The sequence below is a fragment of the Micromonospora sp. B11E3 genome, assembly GCF_039871625.1.
Lineage (GTDB): Bacteria > Actinomycetota > Actinomycetes > Mycobacteriales > Micromonosporaceae > Micromonospora.
In genome coordinates, this window is sequence record NZ_JBDPMC010000019.1 from 86,344 (window position 1) to 103,326 (window position 16,983).

Here is a 16,983-nt window from a genome sequence, read left to right on the forward strand (position 1 = left end):
GGCGCCGCGAGGCAGCATCTTCCCTGAAGTTGCGTGATGTTCGGGGCGGGGGGATCAGGCGATGGGGCCGAGCTGCTTGGTCAGGTCGACGAACGCCTGCCACGTCTTCGGGTCGAACTGGAGCGTGCCGCCGTCCCGGTCCTTCGTGTCGCGTACGAGCACGACGCCGGGCAGGTTGTCGGCCACCTCCACGCACGAGCCGCCGTTGGTCCCTGAGCGGGTCGACTTGTGCCACCTGGCTCCGGTCACGTCCATGTCTGCGCCGCCTCCCTGATCAGTTCAAGTGACTGCCTGCGCGAGAGGGCTTCACCTCTGACCACTTCCCACGTCCGCTGGAGGGTAGCAAGGTCGTCCACCCCGTCCACCACCTGCGCTTTGACCTGGTGGTCGAGGTGGGCTACCACCGCCCCGTCGCCCAGCGTGGCCAGGATGAAGGCTCCCTGTAGACCAAGATAGATGCCGGTCGGCCGGCGCAGCACCATGACGTCGAGCACGGCGACCAGCGGCACCGGAGACTCCCGGGTCAGGATCTGCTGCCGCTCCAGCCGCGACGCCACCCGCTGCTCGACCTCGGTCGGGAGGAGCAGACTGTGCGCCAGGATGGCGCGGGCGTACGCCTCGGTCTGCAGCAGGCCCGGCACGAACGCCGGCTCGTACCAGCGCAGCAGGGTGCCGTCGCCCTCCAACTCGATCCACTCGCGCAGCCACGTCGGCGTCACGTCCAGCTTGCCCAGGTCGCGCAGCATCCGCATGAACCGGCCCTCCCCACCCGGCTGATACGCGGGGTCGTGCGCCCGGTCGACGGCCTCCATGTACTCCTTCGTCGGCGGGCGCCCGCCCGTCTCCACGGAGCTGACGTGGGAGCCGGAGTACCCGATGGTCCGGCCGAACTCCTCCTGACTCGACCCGAGCGACGCCCGGAGCAGCCGAAGCTCGTTGAGTACGTAGTCGCTGGCGGTCCCCATCACTTCCCCAATTCCTGCTCGATCGTGCCGGCGAGACTTCCAGGAGCGCTCGTCCGCCCTTCCGACCTGCACGGACACGCGCGCGCGTTCCGACAGTAGTGGCGCCCTAAGCGGACTGTCACGGATGCGAACCCGTTACACGCCGGGAAAAGCACCCGACGCGCCACCGAGGGAAAGAACACCGACCAGCCAGAACCCGGCGAACAGCACCCAGGTGCCCGTCCGTTTGGATCGCGAGGCGCCTGGCCGCGATGAGGGTCATGACGAAGCACGTGCCTGACAGGGCATCCTCATCGCGTGGGCTCAGTTCATCCCCGCTACGAGCCGATCATGACACCGCCTGCCGATCCGGCGAGACGGCGGATGTGGTTGGCCGCACTGATCGGCGCGCTGCTGCTGTTTCACGCGCTGTTCACCGATCGTATGTCGGGGCCGCGGGGCCGCCGGCGGCAACCAGCGGCACCGGGGCCGCGCCCACCTACACACGTAGCTACGCCGGAGCGGTGATCGCCCAACGCTCGTGGTCCCGCCACGCCCCGTCGATGAACAGGTAGTCCGGCGAGTAGCCCTCCAGCCGGAAGCCAAGCTTGCGGGCCACCCGCCGCGACGGCTCGTTGCCCGGCTGGATGTTCGCCTCCAGCCGGTGCAGGCCCAGGGCGGTGAACGCGTGCTCGACCACCAGGCCGATGCCGGCCGAGGCGTGTCCCGTGCCGCCGTACGGCAGGAACGCGGCATAGCCGAGGTACCCGCCGCGCAGCGCGCCGAGCAGGATGCCGCTGATGTTGGCGTACCCGGCGATCGCCCCCGTGGCCCGGTCGCAGATCAGGTAGCCGGCGTGGTCCCGGCGACGGATCTTGCGCAGGTACGCGGCGTACGCCTCGACGGTGTCCGGGGCGGCCAGCCACGGGTGGTGCAGGTCGTGGCTGCGCCGGGCGGCGGCGACGAACTCGGCCTCGTCGGCGGGCCGGGGCCGACGGATGGCCGCCGCACCGGCCGTACGCAGGTATCTCACGGGGCCACTCTGACCGTGGCGGTGCGCCCCTGTCCAGCCGAACGGTGATCGTGAAACACCTCCCGCGAACGGCGACGCGGGCCGGCCCACACGTTCGGACCGGCCCGCGTCGACGTGGCGGGTCAGGAGGCCTCGCGCTTGCGCGCTCCCCGCAGTCCGGCGGCGACCACCAGGGCGCGGACCTCGGGAGCCGCCGTCACGCTGAGCGGTTCCCGGCGCAGCTCGCGGAGCAGCCCGGCGACCATGCCGACCATCACGAACAGGAACGGCAATGCGGCGAGGATGGTCAGCGACTGCAGGGCGGACAGCCCGCCCGCGAGCAGGAGCACCGCCGCCACCAGGCCGGTCAGGACGCCCCACATGGCGACGAGCCAACTCTTCGGCTCGATGGCGCCGCGCGAGGAGAGCGAGCCCATGACCACCGAGGCGGCGTCGGCTCCGCTGACGAAGAACAGCCCGACCAGCACCATCACCAGGATCGCGGTGACGGTGAAGAACGGGAACTGCCGCAGGACCGCGAACAGTGCCGCCTCGGGGCTCTCGGCCACGGCGGACGACAGGTCGGTGCCCCCGAGTTGCAGGTCGATGGCGGTGCCGCCGAACACGGAGAACCACACGAAGCTGACCAGGCTCGGGAGGGCCACCACACCGAGGACGAACTGCGGATGGTGCGGCCCCTGGAGATGCGGGCGATGAAGGAGCCGACGAACGGCGTCCAGGAGATCCACCACGCCCAGTAGAAGATGGTCCAGGCCGACATCCACTCCTGGCCCCCGAAGGCCCCGGTACGGAAGCTCATGGGGATCAGGTCGTAGAGGTATCCGCCGGCCGACGCCGTGAAGCTGTTGAGGATGAAGAGGGTGGGGCCCACCACGAACACGAAGAACAACAGCGCCACGGCGAGCACCATGTTCGTGTTGGACAGGTACTGGATGCCCCGCTTGACGCCGGTGACGGCGGAGATCACGAACGCGACGGTGAGCACCGCGATGATGCCGATCGCCAGCGCGTTGGACTTCGGCACGTTCCAGAGGTTCGTCAGGCCACTGTTGATCTGGAGGGCACCGAGACCGAGGGACACCGCCGATCCGAACAGCGTCGCGAAGATCGCGAAGACGTCGATGGCCTTGCCCGGGCCGCGCTCGGCGCGCCTGCCGATCAGCGGGAAGAAGGCGCTGCTGATGAGGCCGTGCCGACCCTTGCGGAAGGTGAAGTAGGCGATCGTCAGGCCCGCCACGCCGTAGATCGCCCACGGGTGCAGCGACCAGTGGAAGAACGAGTACTCCATCGCCTCCCGGGCCGCCTGCTGCGAGTTCGGTTCGGCGAGACCGCGCGGTGGAGTGGCGAGATGGGACAGCGGCTCGGCCGCGCCCCAGAACATCAGGCCGATGCCCATGCCGGCGCTGAACATCATCGCCACCCACGAGACGGTGGAGAACTCGGGCTTCTCGTCGTCGCGGCCGAGCCTGGTCCGGCCGTACCGGCTCATCGCCAGCCAGACCGACAGCACCACGAAGCCGGCGCTGGCCAGCACGAAGACCCAGCCGAAGGCTTTGACAACCCAGTCCAGCGCCGCGCCGGTGATCGCGGTCAGGCTGTCGGTCGCCACGATTCCCCAGACGACGAACAGCACGGACACCGCGGCGGCAATCCCGAGCACGGTCCAGTCGATGTCACGCGGTCGCCGGTCCGGCTGCGCGGGCACGTCGCCCGGCGTGGTGGTCTTTTCCGCCGTACCTGTCGACTCGGCGGACACGGTCATGGTCAATGGACCCTCCGTGGTATCGCGGGACGCGGGACGCACCTCCGGCGCGAACGCGCGCGGGCTGGCCCGCGCCCCTATGTTGATCCCGGGCGATCTGGACGCCCGGAAGCTCAAAACGTGCCGACGATTATGCAAGCCGCCACAACAATGACGAGCAGCAAAGGGTACGGCAGGAGATATTTCTCTCAAGATGGTTAAATCTTGATGAAGTCCATTTTTGTCATCCACTCGACCGGTGTCGCATGACTTAAAACATCATGTTCCATAACATCGCTTCTATCTGACATCAGGAGATATAGCCGTCTCAGCCATACTTTCCCTGAAACAGCGCGGACCGGCAGCGGCGGCGGTTCGGGCACCGGCACCGTGCAGATCAGCGGCTCGGTCCAGGGTTTGATCCCGGTGGGGTTGCTCGCCCCCTGTCGTAAGACTTGAACCTCTCGCCGCGTGAGGTCATAGCGTGGCCGGTGTGATCGGGAACGACACCGGCGCGCACCGGTGGAGCATCGGCGAACTGGCTCGGGCCAGCGGCGTGACCGTGCGCACGCTGCACCACTACGACGAGATCGGCGTGCTGCGGGCCAGCGCGCGCACCACGTCCGGGCACCGCCGGTACACGGCGGACGACCTGCGACGCCTGTACCGGGTACGCGCGCTGCGGGCGCTGGGCATGTCGTTGGACGAGATCAGGGAGGCGCTGGCGTCCTCCCCGGCGGAGGACCCGGCGGCGATGCGTGGCCTGCTGGCGGCCCAGCTTCGGCAGTTGACGGTTCAGGCGGACCGGATCCAGCAGCTGATCGCGCAGGTCACCGGGCTGCTGAGCCAACTCGACGGTGCCTCGATGCCCGATCCGGACCAGTTCCTGACGACCCTGGAGATGATCTCGATGCTGGACACGTACTTCACACCGGAACAGCGCGACGAGCTGGCCCGCCGCCGCAGCGAGCTGGGCGCCGACGCGGTCGAGGAAGCCCGAGTCCGCTTCGCCGACCTGGTCGAGCAGTTGCTGGCCCACGCGGATGCCGGCACCCCCGTCGACGATCCGCGGGTGCGGGACCTCGTACGGCAGTGGGACGAGTTGGGCAACGCCTTCCACGCCGAGGGGGTCGGCGGGGAGCAGACCAAGGCCGCGGCGCGGCGCATGTGGCAGGACCACCGCGACGAGCTGAGCGCCCGGCTGCCCTGGCCGGCCGAGAGGATGGCCGGGCTGATGGCGTACCTGGAACGGGCGCGCGCGGCAGGCTGAGTGGCGTTTCCGGGGCGGGCCCACCGCGTCGCCGGCGGGCCCGCCGCGGTCACGACCAGGGTGGCTCGCCCAGCAACTCCCGGCACGCCGTCATCATCTTCTGCTGGGCGGCGGCGATCCGGGCCTCGGCCTGTGTCATGTCCGCCTCGCCGTGGCTGGTCACGTAGAACTCGCCGGCCTCCTCCGCGGCCTCGATCAGCTCCCGGGCGGCGGCGCGGACGTCCGTGTCGGTCGAGCCCGCGGCCCGGACGAACGCACCGCCGGTGTTCCCGGCCCAGAAGAGAGGCTTCTCCCGCGTCAACTGGTACGCCATGGCGTTACAACCACGGCGGCTGGCGTCGTCGGGGCTGGGCCGGCTGGCGGCCGGCTTGTCGTCGGTGCACCCGGCGAGAAGCAGGGCGGCGCCGAGCACGGCTGCGGCAAGTGGACGGTGCACGGGGAGACAATAGGCGGTCATGACGACCGGCCCGCCGTCGGAGCCGGAAGGCCACCCGGTTCCGCCCGTGCTCGACCTCGGCGGTGAGCCCGGCGGAGGAGCCGCCAACCCATGGTCGGAAACGGGTCGGTGGAAGCCGGTCGATACCGTAGCCTGCACCGGCTGTCGGGCACACGGAACGGGGGAAACATGCGACGTCGACTTGCCACGGTAGGGCTGCTGTTGGTCGCCCTGACGGGGGGGCTGCGACACGGCAACCGACGCCGCCGGCGAGTCGGCCGGCGGGAAGACGCCCGCCCCCACGGCGACGCCGTTCGTCCCCGAGGTCGGCGCCTGCCACCCGGAGGTGGAGACGGTCGGGTACCGCGCCCTCTACCGGACGGTGGACTGCGCCAGGACCCACCGCACCGAGACCGTCCACGTCGGCACCTTGACGGGTGCCGGCGCCGACCGGGACACCCCGCCCCCGACCGGCTCGGCCGAGCTGCGCACCGCGTTCAAGGACTGCGACGCCCGGGCGACCGCGTTCGTCGGCGCCGACTGGCGCGGCGGGCTGATGACCGTCCAGGTGGTCGTTCCCGAGCCGCGGGACTGGACCGCCGGCAGCCGCTGGTATCGCTGCGACCTGTTCACCCTGCCGGCGCTCGACGGGAACACCGCCCGCGAGCACCCCGACGACCGGGCGGTGGAGCGTGACGGGAGCCTGCGCGGGATCCTGACCCGGCCGTCGCCGCTGGCCCACGGCTGCTTCAACGAGGACGAGTACGAGGACCTGGAGCCGGTCGCCTGCACCCGGCCGCACCGCTTCGAGTACGTCGGGGTCTGGACGGCGCCGTACGGCACGTACGAGGAGGTCGACCGCTCCTCGGACACGGTCCACCGGCACTGCCGCGAGGTGGTCGCCGCGTACACGAAGGGCACCCCGAACGCCGGGCTGGCACGCGGCGCCGGCACGACGTACCGGTTGCCCTCGCCGGAGGCGTGGGCCCGCGGCGACCGCGGGATCCGGTGCTTCCACTGGTCCGACGACCGGGTCAGGACGCGGTCGCTGAAGGGCTGAGGCGAGCCCCTGGTGGGCGCCGGCTAGAGCGGGCGGGGGTACGGCTGGTCCGCCGGCATCGGGACCTGGAGGAAGGTCGCGCCGCGCAGGTCCAGCCAGGCGCGCTCGGGCGCGCGGACGAGCCGCAGCATCACGTTCGTGCAGGCCGGGCAGCGGGCCACCAGCCCCGGGGCGTGCGGGTAGACCCGCATCCCCGCCATCGGGCCGGTGGTGCCGCAGGACTCACACCGCCCGGTGGCGGCGCTCAGGTCGACGGCGAACAACTCCCGCAGGGGGCCGTCCAGCACGTTCCCGTCCAGGTAGGACATGTCGGTCATCGAGTCTCCCTCATCCGGTCGGGCCGAACCGTTCGGTGCGGATGCGCGCGGGCTGGTGGCCGAGGCCGACCAGCAGGTCCGCCACCGTCTCCACGAACCCGGTCGGCCCGCAGACGTAGCAGAGCGGCTGGTCCTCGGGCGGCCAGCCGTTGGCGGTCACGTCCGCCGGGCCGATGCGGTGCGGCTCGCCGCGCCACCCCTGCGGCGCGTCGCGGGTGTACACGTACGCCACGTCCAGGCCCTCGTCGTCGCGGGCGCGGCGGCGCAGCTCCTCGGCGTAGAACACGTCGGCCGGGGTGCGCACCGAGTACAGCAGCCGGAACGGCGCCCGGCTGCCGGCGGCGCGGCGCGCCCGGATCATCGCCATCAGGGGGACCACGCCGGATCCGCCGGCGGCCAGCAGCACGGGGACGTCCTGCCCGGGCCGCCAGACGAACCAGCCGCCGACCGGCCCGCGCACCTCCACCGGGTCGCCGGGGGCGTACACGTCGATCAGGTACGGCGACACCTCGCCGTCGGGCACCCGCTGCACGGTCAGCGCGATCCGGTCGCCCTCGGCGGGCCCGGCGAGGGAGTACGACCGGGCGGCCTGGTAGCCGTCTTCGGCGGTGAGCCGGACGTCCAGGTGCTGGCCGGGCAGGTGCCCCGGCCAGCCCGGCGCGTCCAGGAGCAGCGTCTGCGCGGTGGGGGTCTCCACCCGACGCTCGACGAGCCGGGCCACCCGCCAGGTCAACGGGGCGCTCACCCGGCCGCCCCACGCCCCGCCGCCGCCCCACGCCGCGCGCTGCGCGCCCGGCGCCGGCCGCCGGTCAGTCGCCCGCGTACCGCTGCTCGCGCCACGGGTCACCGTAGTCGTGGTAGCCGGCCGTCTCCCAGAAGCCGGGCTCGTCCATGGTCTTCAGCCGGATGCCGCGCACCCACTTCGCGGACTTCCAGAAGTACAGGTGGGGCACCAGCAGCCGGGCCGGCCCCCCGTGCTCCGGCGGCAGGTCCCGGCCGGAGTACCGGTGGGCCACCCACGCCCGCCCGCCGCGCAGGTCGGCCAGCGGCAGGTTGGTGGTGTACCCGCCGTACGAGTGCGCGAGGGCGTACGTCGCCTCGGTGTCGACGCCGTCGAGCAGCACGTCCAGCGAGACGCCCTGCCAGTTCGTCCGCCGCTTCGACCAGCGGGTGACGCAGTGGATGTCGAGCGTCGGCGTCTCCTGGGGCAGGGCGGTGAACTCCGCCCAGGACCAACGGCGCTCGTCACCGGCCTCGGTCGTGATGACGAACTCCCAGGTGTCCAGCGGCACCTTCGGCGTCGGGCCGGCGGAGAGCACCGGGAAGTCCTCGGTCAGGTACTGGCCCGGCGGCAGGGCCGGCTCCGCCGAACGGGGCCGGCCCTGGAAGCCTGGCGTGACGATTCCCACCCGTCAGTCGTACCACCCCGGGGCGGGCGCGGCGGCCCGGTTCGCCCGGACCGCGCGTCAGTGGCCTTCGGTGGTGGCCGGCGACGCGGCTTCCCGGGTGGCGCGCAGGCTGGTGAGGGTGACGACGACCAGCACGCCGATGATGACGGCGAGCGAGGCGAGCGTCGGGATCTGCGGCACGCCGGGCCAGACGCCGTGCGCCCAGTGCAGCCCGAGCTTCACGCCGATGAAGGCGAGGATGATCGCCAGGCCGTAGCTGAGGTGCACGAGGCGGCTCAGCGCGGCGTGCAGCACGAAGTAGAGGGCGCGCAGGCCCAGCAGGGCGAACGCGTTGGTGGCGAAGACCAGGTACGGGTCCTCGGTGATGCCGTAGACCGCCGGCACCGAGTCCACGGCGAAGACCACGTCGGTGGCGAGCACGGCGACCACCACCAGGGCGAACGGGGTGAGCGCCCGCCGGCCGCCCTGCCGCACGGTCATCCTCGTGCCCTGGTACTCGTCGACGACCGGCATGAACCGGCGCAGCAGCCGCACCGACCGCATCCGGTTGATGTCGACCTCCTGCTCGTGGCCGGAGACGGCGTCGCGGAGCAGCTTGACCGCGGTGGCGACGAGGATGAGGCCGAACAGCAGGAACGCGAAGTCCAGCGTCTTGAGCGCCGCCGCGCCGAGGGCGATGAAGACGGCCCGCAGCACCAGCGCGCCGGCGATGCCGTAGAGCAGCACCCGCTGGGCGAGCACGGCCGGCACCGCGAACGCGGCCAGCAGCAGCATGAACACGAACAGGTTGTCGACGGAGAGCGACTTCTCCACCAGGTAACCGGTCAGGTACTCCAGGCCCTGCGCGGAGCCGTACCGGGACCAGACCCAGCCGCCGAAGGCCAGCGGCAGGGCGATGTAGAACGCCGACCAGCCGAGGGCCTCCCTGAGCGAGACCTCGTGCGGGCGGCGGGTCACCAGGAAGTCCAGGACCAGCAGGGCGAGCACGCCCGCGATGGTCACCGCCCAGAGCGTGGGCGTGCCCACCGACGCCAGCTCGGCGGCAGACAAATACGATAATTCGGTCATGGAGCCCCCTCGAACACCGTGTCATGTTCGAGGTCTCCTTCACCCACGCAGCCGTGGGCAACCACCCGGGGCACGCCCCGGGCGCGCCGTACTGACCGGAATGGTTCGTGGGAAGTACTCCCCTCGTGGCGCCAAGGCTAGGGCACCCTCCGCCGGGTCGCCAAGCCGACTTCCCGACCGTCACCGCCGGTTCCCGGCCGTCACCGTCGACGTCCCGGCCGTCACCGTCGACGTCCCGGCCGTCACCGTCGACGGCCCGGCCGTCACCCGGTGCTCGCGCCGCCACCGGCCGCCGCCCGGGTCGCCGCGAGGACGTCGGCGACGTCGAGGTCGGCCAGGCACGCCGGGCCGGACGGGTCCAGCGGGCAGCGGGCCTGCCACCAGCAGGGCTGCTCGGTGATCGCCGTGGGCAGCCGGTGGGGACAGTCGGGCAGCCCCTGGAGGTCGACGCCGGCGGAGGCCACGCTCACGGCCGTCCCGCCGACCCGGGTCGGCACGCCGGGTTCGGCCATCGTGCCGGCCCCGGCCGACACGCGGGCTTCGGCCATCGTGCCGGCCCCGGCCACCACCCGGGCTTCGGCCATGCCGTACCGGCGGGAGTCGGTCGGGCCGAACAGGCCCACCGTCGGCGCCCCGGCCGCGGCGGCCAGCCGGACCGGCCCGGTGTCCGGCCCCACCACCACCCCGCCGCGCCGGGCGACGGCCGCGAACTGGCCGGCGAGGCCGGGCAGGCCGCCCCGGGGCAGCGGCACCGCCACCGGGTCGACCGGGTCGGCTCCGACGGTCAGCACGGGATGACCGAGCCGGGTCAACGCGGCGGCCAAGTCCCGCCACCGCCCGGCCGGCCAGCGCTTCACCGCCATCCCCGCGTCGGTGACCAGCACCACCGGGGGCGCGGCCGGCTCGCCGACCAGGCGGGCCACGGCGCGTTCCCCGGCCGCCCGCGCCGCCGCCGGCAGGTGCACGCGCGGCCGGGTGGTCACGTCCACCCGGTCGAGCAGCCCCTCGGCGTGCAGGATCGCCAGGTAACGCTCCCCCACCGGCTGGTCGGGCGGCGGCCGGCGCCACAGGTCGGTGACGCAGCGCGCGCCGCTGGCCTCCAGCAGGTCAGGGATGCCGTCGTACCGGGTGGTGGTGACGGCCAGGTCCGGCGGGGCGGCGGTGAGGGCGTCGAGGACCGCCTCCCGCTCCGCGCCGGGCCGGCCGTGCCGGGGCGTACGCACGTGCGTCACCGCCGGGTCCGCGCGGACCAGCTCCGCCCCGGGCTCGTGGGTGAGCACCCGCAGCCGGGCACGCGGGTTGCGGCGGGCCAGGCCGTGCACCGCGGGCAGCAGCATCACCAGGTCGCCGATCCCGCCGAGCAGGTCCACGACCAGGATCTCGCCGTACGTCTCCGCCACCTCCTCACCCCCTCAGCAGCCCCGCGTACAGGTCCCGATGCGCGGCGGCCACCCGGGGCCAGGAGTACGCGGCGACGAACGCGCGCCCCCGCTCGGCCAGCCGCCGGCGCAGCACCGGATCGGACAGCAGCCGCCGCAGCGTGGCGACGATCTCCGCGCTGTCCCGCCGGGCGCGGATCACCGCCACCGCGCCGCTGCCGCTCAGCTCGTCGTCCCCGTCGGGCACGGTCACCGCGGTCGGGACGCCGTGGGCCAGCGCGGCCAGCAGCGCCCCGCTCTTCGTGCCCACCCCGGCGGTGAACGGCAGCACCACCACGTCGGCGGCGTGCAGCGCGGCGGAGACCCGCTCGGCCGGCAGGTGCCCGGTGAAGGTCACCGCGTCGGCCACCCCGTACCGCCGGGCGAGCCCGGTCAGCTCGACCCGGTACGCCGCCGCCTCCGCCTCGGGCAGCGCCTGGGAGGTGAACCCGCCGACCACCAGCAGGCGCAGGTCGGGGTGCGTCCGGCGCAGCTCGGGCAGCGCCTCGATCAGGTGCCGCAGCCCCTTCACGGGATGGACGAAGCCGAAGAACGCCAGCAGCGGCGTACCCTCGCCCAGCCCCAGCTCGGCGCGCAGCCGCAGCCCCTCGGTGGCCGCCCCGGGGAGGTCGGTGACGTTCGGGGCGATGGGCACGTGCACCGGCTCCCGGCCGGTGCGGGCGCGCACCACGGCGGCGTGGGCCGGGTTCGTGACGACGACCGCGCCGCTGGCCGGCACGAGCCGACCGGTCTCCCGGCACCACCGGCCGCCGCGTTCCACGATCGACCACAGGGGGCCGGGCAGCCAGCCGGGGGCCGCCCACGAGCCGTACTCGTGCAGGGTGGTGACCAGCGGGACGCCCCGGGGCAGCCGCAGCGGCAGCAGGCCGGGCACGCGGGAGAACCGGTACGCCGACGGGGCGAACTGCACGTGCACCACGTCGGGCCGCAGCCGGCGGACCTGCCTGACCGCCCGGCCGCAGGCCGCCCACCACCGGGCCGGCGACGTCCCGCCGTCCGGGCACACGCCGACGGCGGTGGCGTCGACGCCCGCCTCGGCCAGGGCCCGGGCCAGCCGCGCCACGTAGTCGCTGACCCCGTCGGCGTCGGGCCGGCCGGGGCCGTGCAGCAGGGCCACCCGGATCGGGCGTTCGTCGGCCACGCCACCCCCTCGCCTCGCCCTGTCGCGGGCGGATTCCCGGGGCCTTACAAGGCAAACACGCGCCGCCTACGGTGTACCGATGAGCGAGAGCGAGATCCAGGCGGGCGTCGGCGTGGGGCCCCTCGCCGGCGTACGGGTGGTCGAGCTGGCCGGCATCGGGCCCGGCCCGTTCGCGGCGATGATGCTGGCGGACCTGGGCGCCGACGTGGTGCGGGTCGACCGGGCAACCGACGTGGACCCGACGGCGTTCGGCACGCCGCACCCCGACCTGCTGCACCGGGGCCGCCGCTCGGTGGCGGTGGACCTGAAGTCGGCCGGCGGCCGGGAGGCGGTGCTGGCCCTGGTCGCCGGCGCGGACGCGCTGGTCGAGGGCTTCCGCCCCGGGGTCACCGAGCGGCTCGGCCTCGGCCCGGCCGACTGCCTGGCGGTCAACCCCCGCCTGGTGTACGGGCGGATGACCGGCTGGGGGCAGGACGGCCCGAACGCCCCGTACGCCGGCCACGACATCGACTACATCGCGCTGACCGGGGCGTTGCACGGCATCGGCCGCGCCGGGGAGCGCCCGGTGCCGCCCCTGAACCTGCTCGGCGACTTCGGCGGCGGCGGGATGATGCTCGCCCTGGGCGTCGTCTCCGCCCTGTACGCCGTCGCCGGCGGGGCCCGGGGCCAGGTCGTCGACGCGGCCATCGTGGACGGTGTGGCCGTGCTGTCCACGATGATCCACACGCTGCGCCGGACCGGCATGTGGCAGGACCCGCGCGGGGTGAACCTGCTCGACGGCGGCGCGCCGTTCTACGACACGTACGAGTGCGCCGACGGCCGGCACCTCGCCGTCGGCGCGCTGGAGCCCCGCTTCTACGACGAACTGGTGCGGCGTACGGGCTTCCCGCTGCCCGGCGACGAGGCGCCCGACCGCAACGACCCGGCGAACTGGGCGGCGCTGCGCGAGGCGTGGGGGCGGCTGTTCCGCACCCGTACCCGCGACGAGTGGACGGCGCTGCTCGGCTCCTCGGACGCCTGCGTCGCGCCGGTGCTGGACTGGGCGGAGGCCCCGCGGCACCCGCACCTGGCGGCCCGGGGGGTGTTCGTGGAGCACGCCGGGACGACCCAGCCGGCCCCCGCGCCCCGGTTCTCCGGCACCCCGACGGCGCTGCGCCGGCCGCCGCCGCACCCCGGCGAGCACACCGACGAGGTGCTGGCCGAGGCGGGCCTCACCGCCGACCGGATCGCCGCCCTGCGCGCCGAGGGGTCGGTGGCCTGACAGGCCGGCCGGGGTCGGTGGCCCGGCGGGTGGGCAGGGGTCGGTCGCCCGGCGGCCCCGGGACCTCCCCCGGTCCCGCCGGCCCTGGGCGTCAGGCGCGGCGCATGGTGGCGGCGCCCGGCGCGAGCGCCGGCTCGACCATGTCCCGGTAGTCGCGCGGCAGCTGCACCACCACGTCGTCGAACTCGCCGCCCGTGATCGCCTCGCGCAGGGTGACGAACACCGCCTGCACCGCCCCCCGCGCGGACCGCTCGTCGAGGCCCGCCCGCTGGCCCACCCGGGCGACGAACTCGGCCGCACCGAACCGGTGCGCGGCCTCCATGTCCGGGCTGGGCCGCAGCACCAGCTGCAACGGCTTGGGCAGCTGCGCCGCGAGGTCGAGCACCTCACCGCCGGTCAGCCGCTCGGCGAGGGTCTCCAGCGTGGCCCGGGTCAGCTCGACGGCCCGCTCGGAGTCCACCCGCGCCCGCCGGGCCACCAGGTCGATGAAGGTGTCGTAGTTCATGCGGCGCTCCTTCCGCTGCCTCGGACGGCCCGCGTACCCGTACCGGAAGGGCGGAAACGCCCCCGGTGGCCGGCGGAGATCGCGGCCCGCGACCGGGCGTGAGCGGCCCCTGCGCGGGTAACCGCGGCCGGTCGTGACCGGAGCGAGAAGCCGCGAGGAGCGCACACCATGGCGAGCTACGACGAGGTCCTGCGGTATCTGTCCAGCCTGGACTATCCCGCGGGAAAGGCCGACGTGCTCCGCGAGGCCGAGCGGGAGGGCGCCCCGCCGGACGTGCTGAAGGCGTTGCGGGCCCTGCCGCCGGTGGACTACGCCAACGGCAACGAGGTGGCGCGGTCCGCCGGCATCGAGGCGGCCCCCGAGGTCGGCCGGGCGCAGCGCGCGGCGCAGGCCCGGGACCGGCACCCGCGCGTGTCGCAGCACGTGCGCCGCATCTGAGCCGCCGGTACGTCGACGAGTGTCGGTGAGAGGGGAACCCTCCTCTACCGGGGGCGACAATACCGGGGGCGACAAGAAGCGGCCCTTCCTTGCCCGCCGGCCGGACGGGCACACCCCGGCGGCGGTGCAACTCACGGGGATGGGGCTCGTCGGCGCGCTGGCCGGCGGCCTGTCCGCGGTCCTCGTCTCGCCGGTCCTCGGCCCCCTGGTCGGCTGGGACGCGGCGGCGCTGGCCTGGCTGGTGCTTGTCTGGCGCGCGCTGTGGCCGCTGGACGCCCAACGCACCGCCCGGCTGGCCGTGTACGAGGACCCGAACCGGGCCGTCCGGGACGTACTGCTGTTGGGCGCCTGCCTGGCCAGCCTCGTCGCGGTCGCGGTCGTGCTGTCCGCCGCGCCCCGAGTCCCGTCCGGGCTGTTCCAGACCGCCTACGGTGTGCTGGGCGTGGTCAGCGTGCTGCTCTCCTGGCTGGTGGTGCACACCGTCTTCACGGCCCGGTACGCGCGCGTCTACTACACCGGAGCCGACGGCGGGGCGGTGTTCCACCAGGAGGAGCAGCCCCGCTACTCGGACTTCGCGTACCTGGCGTTCACCGTGGGGATGACGTTCCAGGTCTCCGACACGGACCTGACCAACAACGAGATGCGGACGACCGTGCTGCGGCACTCGCTGCTGTCGTACCTGTTCGGGGCGATCATCATCGCGGCGACCGTGAACCTGCTGGCCGGCCTGGCCCGGTGAGCCCTGGCCGGCCTGGCCCGGTGAGCCCGAGACCGAGCCGGGAACAGGCAGGCAGCGACAGGACGCCGGGAACAGGCAGGCAGCGACAGGACGCCGGGGACAGGCGGGCGCCCGGGCTGCGAACCGCGACCAGGGCGCCAACAGGAGCCTGTCCCCTGGCGGTGATCGCGACCCGAACCGGGTCGCACCGCCGACCGTCGTCGCCCCACCCGAACCGGGCGGGGCGCGACTGCTGTGATCATCCTATCGTCCGCATCAGCCGTACGGTCAAATTTCAGACAACTGTGGGCGCGATCACGATCATCCGGTCAGCTCGGCGTACCGCTTCTCCAGCTCCACCCGGGCGAGCGCGCCGACCAGCCAGGCCAGCCGCTCGGACTCCCCGGTGCCGGCCAGGCCGGCCAGGTCACGCGCGGAGCGCCCGAGGCCCAGCCGGCGTGCGGCGGCGAGGGCCTTGCGGTCCGCCACCGGGGCGACCTCCCGCCACAGCGCCTGCGCCTCGCGCAGGAACAGCTCCGTCGCCTCGGCACTCACCCCGGGCAGCTCCGCCAGCAGCGCCCGCTCGCCCGCCGGGTCGTAGTGCCCGGAGCCGCGCAACCGGCGCAGGTCGCCCCGGTACCGGTCCACGACGGTCCGGGCCAGATCGCCGAGGGTGTCGGCGAGCGCCCCCACGTCGCCGCGCTGCCCGGCCCCGCGCAGCACCCGCACCCGGTCGGCGTGCAGCGACCGGGCCAGCCGGGCGGCGCTGTCCCAGCCGGCGTCGCGCAGGGCCGCCGCGGCGTCCACCGCCCGCCGGAAGTCGCCCCGCCGGGCCAGCAGGACCGACAGGACGAGCAACTGGAACAGGCTCGACGGGTTGTTGGTGACCGGGAAGCCGTACTGCTCGGCGAAGCCGCGCCCGCTGCCGGCGAGCCGGCGTACCAGGCGCTTCTTGTCCTCGATGCTGGAGATCGCACTGGTCGGCATACCCGCGACTACCCGCGGCGCCGCCCGTCAGTCCTGCCGACGGTCAGCCCAGGACGTCCCCGGCGGTCAGCCCAGGAGGTCCCCGGCGGTCAGCCCAGGACGTCGCCGTGCCGGGTACGCGCCTTGAGTCGCGTGGTCGGCAGCTCGGGCGCCGGCAGCGGCGGGGCGGGGTCGTCAGCCACCACGCCGAACCGGCGGCCGGCCATCCAGTCCGCCCGGGCCGCCGCGACCTCCTCATGCGAGCGGCCCACGAAGTTCCACCACATCACCAGCGGCTCCTCGAACGGCGCGCCGCCGAGCAGCAGCAGGTGGCTGCCGGGGGCCGCGTGCAGGGTGAGGCTCTCCCGCCCGGCCGCGAGGTAGAGCAGCGCACCGGGCGTCACCGGCACGTCGCCCACCTGGGCGGAACCGGACATCGCCAGCAGGCCGTACTCGAAGTCGCGGCGCAACGGCAGCCGGGCCGGCGCCGCGCCGCGGGCGACGAGCTGCGCGCCGACCAGCGGCGTGTGCACCACGGCCGGGGACCGCTCCCCCGCGACCTCGCCGGCCAGCAGCGTGACGTCGAGGTCGCCGTCGCGCCAGACGGGCAGGTCGGCGTGGTGCGCGAAGTCGGCCGCGCCGGCCCGCGCCGGGTCCGGCAGGGCCACCCACAGCTGCACGCCGTGCATCACCGGCGGGTGCGCCGCGGGCGACCGCTCGGAGTGGGCGATGCCGTGGCCGGAAGTCATCACGTTGAGCTGGCCGGGGCGGATCGGCTGGACGTTGCCCAGGCTGTCCCGGTGCACGATCTCCCCGTCCAGCAACCACGTGACGGTCTGCAGCCCCGTGTGCGGGTGCGGTGGGACCTCCATCCCGGGCCGGTCGGCGACGTCGTCCGGGCCGAAGTGGTCCACGAAGCACCACGCCCCGACCATTCGGCGCCGGCGCTGCGGCAGCAGTCGGCGCACCGTCGTGTAGCGGCCGAGCGGCACGTCGTGCCCGGGCAGCAGCACACTCCCCGGGTCGACGGGCGCCACGCCGGCCGGGCGGGTCTGCGCCGGCAACGATTCGGTACGGTCCACCCGGCCGACTGTACGCGCACCGCCACCTGCGAGGACGCCGGTGGCCGTTCGCTGTTCGCTGTTCGCTGGTTGCTGGTTGGCTGGTTGCTGTCGGGGCTGGGGGCGACCGTGCCCGGCTCCGGGCGGTCAGGCTTGATCCCTGCGCCGGGCACGGT

Annotated in this window: 18 protein-coding genes and 2 pseudogenes; 5 read left to right on the forward strand and 15 right to left on the reverse strand. The window is 73.9% G+C overall.

Features of this window, described 5'->3' with window-relative positions; translation table 11 throughout:
• Positions 1-54: 54 nt before the first annotated feature.
• The 5 genes and pseudogenes from ABGB16_RS13085 to ABGB16_RS13105 form a co-directional block, all read right to left on the reverse strand.
• Positions 55-249 carry a DUF397 domain-containing protein gene (locus ABGB16_RS13085; RefSeq protein ID WP_347668303.1) on the reverse strand — a complete coding sequence of 65 codons (195 nt, stop codon included), beginning with the start codon at positions 247-249 and terminating at the stop codon, positions 55-57.
• Positions 246-965: a helix-turn-helix transcriptional regulator gene (locus tag ABGB16_RS13090; protein WP_347668281.1), complete on the reverse strand. Its 720-nt coding sequence runs from the start codon at positions 963-965 to the stop codon at positions 246-248. The genes ABGB16_RS13085 and ABGB16_RS13090 overlap by 4 nt, the downstream gene beginning before the upstream one ends.
• Positions 966-1,455: 490 nt before the next feature.
• Entirely contained in the window at positions 1,456-1,977 is a 522-nt protein-coding gene (locus ABGB16_RS13095; protein ID WP_347668282.1) for a GNAT family protein, read from the reverse strand.
• A gap of 122 nt (positions 1,978-2,099) precedes the next feature.
• Positions 2,100-2,741, reverse strand: coding sequence for a BCCT family transporter (locus ABGB16_RS13100; RefSeq protein WP_347668283.1), 642 nt, complete (start codon positions 2,739-2,741; stop codon positions 2,100-2,102).
• Positions 2,648-3,739: pseudogene (locus ABGB16_RS13105) on the reverse strand (BCCT family transporter); the annotation flags it as partial. The pseudogene ABGB16_RS13105 and the gene ABGB16_RS13100, both read right to left, overlap by 94 nt.
• A 472-nt stretch (positions 3,740-4,211) precedes the next feature.
• On the opposite strand from ABGB16_RS13105, the gene ABGB16_RS13110 reads away from it, so the two are divergent.
• Positions 4,212-4,988: a MerR family transcriptional regulator gene (locus ABGB16_RS13110; RefSeq protein ID WP_347668284.1), complete on the forward strand. Its 777-nt coding sequence runs from the start codon at positions 4,212-4,214 to the stop codon at positions 4,986-4,988.
• 49 nt (positions 4,989-5,037) lie between these two features.
• Here the strand turns inward: ABGB16_RS13110 and ABGB16_RS13115 are convergent, their stop codons facing one another.
• A complete protein-coding gene (locus ABGB16_RS13115) occupies positions 5,038-5,424 on the reverse strand; it encodes a hypothetical protein (RefSeq protein WP_347668285.1) in 387 nt (128 codons plus the stop codon).
• A gap of 340 nt (positions 5,425-5,764) precedes the next feature.
• Here ABGB16_RS13115 and ABGB16_RS13120 point away from each other — a divergent pair.
• Positions 5,765-6,484: pseudogene (locus ABGB16_RS13120) on the forward strand (septum formation family protein); the annotation flags it as partial.
• A 23-nt stretch (positions 6,485-6,507) separates the two neighbouring features.
• Here the strand turns inward: ABGB16_RS13120 and ABGB16_RS13125 are convergent.
• From ABGB16_RS13125 to ABGB16_RS13150, 6 genes are all read right to left on the reverse strand, one after another.
• Positions 6,508-6,801: a DUF6510 family protein gene (locus ABGB16_RS13125; protein ID WP_347668286.1), complete on the reverse strand. Its 294-nt coding sequence runs from the start codon at positions 6,799-6,801 to the stop codon at positions 6,508-6,510.
• A 10-nt stretch (positions 6,802-6,811) separates the two neighbouring features.
• On the reverse strand, positions 6,812-7,546 hold the full coding sequence (locus ABGB16_RS13130) for a ferredoxin reductase (RefSeq protein ID WP_347668287.1): 735 nt from the start codon (positions 7,544-7,546) through the stop codon (positions 6,812-6,814).
• Between the two features lie 64 nt (positions 7,547-7,610).
• Positions 7,611-8,210 carry a sulfite oxidase-like oxidoreductase gene (locus ABGB16_RS13135; RefSeq protein WP_347668288.1) on the reverse strand — a complete coding sequence of 200 codons (600 nt, stop codon included), beginning with the start codon at positions 8,208-8,210 and terminating at the stop codon, positions 7,611-7,613.
• A gap of 57 nt (positions 8,211-8,267) precedes the next feature.
• On the reverse strand, positions 8,268-9,278 hold the full coding sequence (locus ABGB16_RS13140) for a TerC family protein (RefSeq protein ID WP_347668289.1): 1,011 nt from the start codon (positions 9,276-9,278) through the stop codon (positions 8,268-8,270).
• A gap of 263 nt (positions 9,279-9,541) precedes the next feature.
• Positions 9,542-10,678, reverse strand: coding sequence for a glycosyltransferase family 9 protein (locus ABGB16_RS13145; protein WP_347668290.1), 1,137 nt, complete (start codon positions 10,676-10,678; stop codon positions 9,542-9,544).
• A 4-nt stretch (positions 10,679-10,682) separates the two neighbouring features.
• Positions 10,683-11,858: a glycosyltransferase family 4 protein gene (locus ABGB16_RS13150; protein WP_347668291.1), complete on the reverse strand. Its 1,176-nt coding sequence runs from the start codon at positions 11,856-11,858 to the stop codon at positions 10,683-10,685.
• A 79-nt stretch (positions 11,859-11,937) separates the two neighbouring features.
• Here ABGB16_RS13150 and ABGB16_RS13155 point away from each other — a divergent pair, with 79 nt between their 5' ends.
• Entirely contained in the window at positions 11,938-13,119 is a 1,182-nt protein-coding gene (locus ABGB16_RS13155) for a CaiB/BaiF CoA-transferase family protein (protein ID WP_347668292.1), read from the forward strand.
• A gap of 91 nt (positions 13,120-13,210) precedes the next feature.
• Here the strand turns inward: ABGB16_RS13155 and ABGB16_RS13160 are convergent, their stop codons facing one another.
• Positions 13,211-13,624 carry a DUF2267 domain-containing protein gene (locus ABGB16_RS13160; protein ID WP_347668293.1) on the reverse strand — a complete coding sequence of 138 codons (414 nt, stop codon included), beginning with the start codon at positions 13,622-13,624 and terminating at the stop codon, positions 13,211-13,213.
• A 168-nt stretch (positions 13,625-13,792) separates the two neighbouring features.
• Here ABGB16_RS13160 and ABGB16_RS13165 point away from each other — a divergent pair, with 168 nt between their 5' ends.
• Entirely contained in the window at positions 13,793-14,062 is a 270-nt protein-coding gene (locus ABGB16_RS13165) for a DUF2795 domain-containing protein (protein WP_347668294.1), read from the forward strand.
• A gap of 25 nt (positions 14,063-14,087) precedes the next feature.
• Positions 14,088-14,801 (forward strand): DUF1345 domain-containing protein, encoded by a 714-nt coding sequence (locus ABGB16_RS13170; protein WP_347668295.1) that lies wholly within the window; start codon positions 14,088-14,090, stop codon positions 14,799-14,801.
• A 300-nt stretch (positions 14,802-15,101) separates the two neighbouring features.
• Here the strand turns inward: ABGB16_RS13170 and ABGB16_RS13175 are convergent, their stop codons facing one another.
• Positions 15,102-15,767: a hypothetical protein gene (locus tag ABGB16_RS13175; protein ID WP_347668296.1), complete on the reverse strand. Its 666-nt coding sequence runs from the start codon at positions 15,765-15,767 to the stop codon at positions 15,102-15,104.
• Positions 15,768-15,856: 89 nt separating this feature from the next.
• Complete coding sequence (locus ABGB16_RS13180) at positions 15,857-16,828, reverse strand: pirin family protein (RefSeq protein ID WP_347668297.1); 972 nt, start codon at positions 16,826-16,828, stop codon at positions 15,857-15,859.
• Positions 16,829-16,983 lie beyond the last annotated feature (155 nt).